This window comes from Microbispora sp. NBRC 16548, assembly GCF_030268985.1.
Classification (GTDB): domain Bacteria; phylum Actinomycetota; class Actinomycetes; order Streptosporangiales; family Streptosporangiaceae; genus Microbispora; species Microbispora catharanthi.
Genome location: NZ_BSSF01000086.1, coordinates 1 through 415, shown reverse-complemented (window position 1 = coordinate 415; position 415 = coordinate 1). Strand labels below are relative to the sequence as shown.

Here is a 415-nt window from a genome sequence, read left to right as displayed (position 1 = left end):
AGGTCGGGGTGACGCTCAACATGTCGCCGACCGTGCCGGTGACTGCCTCTCCGCAGGACGTCCGGGCCGCGCGGCGGATGGACCTGCTGGTCAACCGGCAGTTCACCGAACCGCTCTTCGGCGGGGCCTACGCCGCCGACATGGCCGAGACGTTCGGCCGGATCACCGACTTCTCCTTCCGGCAGGACGGTGATCTGGACATCATCGGCGCGCCGGTGGACTTCCTCGGGGTGAACTACTACTACCGCCTGCACGTGGAGGCCGCGCCGTACCAGGAGGCCGACCCCGCCCTGCGCTCGGCGTTCGACCTGGGCGTGCGCACCGTCACGCCGGAGGACGCGCGCACCAGCGGGCTGGGCTGGGTGGTGGAGCCCGAAGGGCTGTACGAGACCCTCGTCGGGCTGACCTCCCGCTA

General features: G+C 70.6%; 1 protein-coding gene. It reads left to right on the top strand.

The genetic code is table 11. The features are described from left to right. Positions 1 to 38 precede the first annotated feature (38 nt). Positions 39 to 415, top strand: a 377-nt coding sequence (locus QSK36_RS43140) for a family 1 glycosylhydrolase (protein ID WP_285786453.1), incomplete at its 3' end; no start/stop codon positions are given.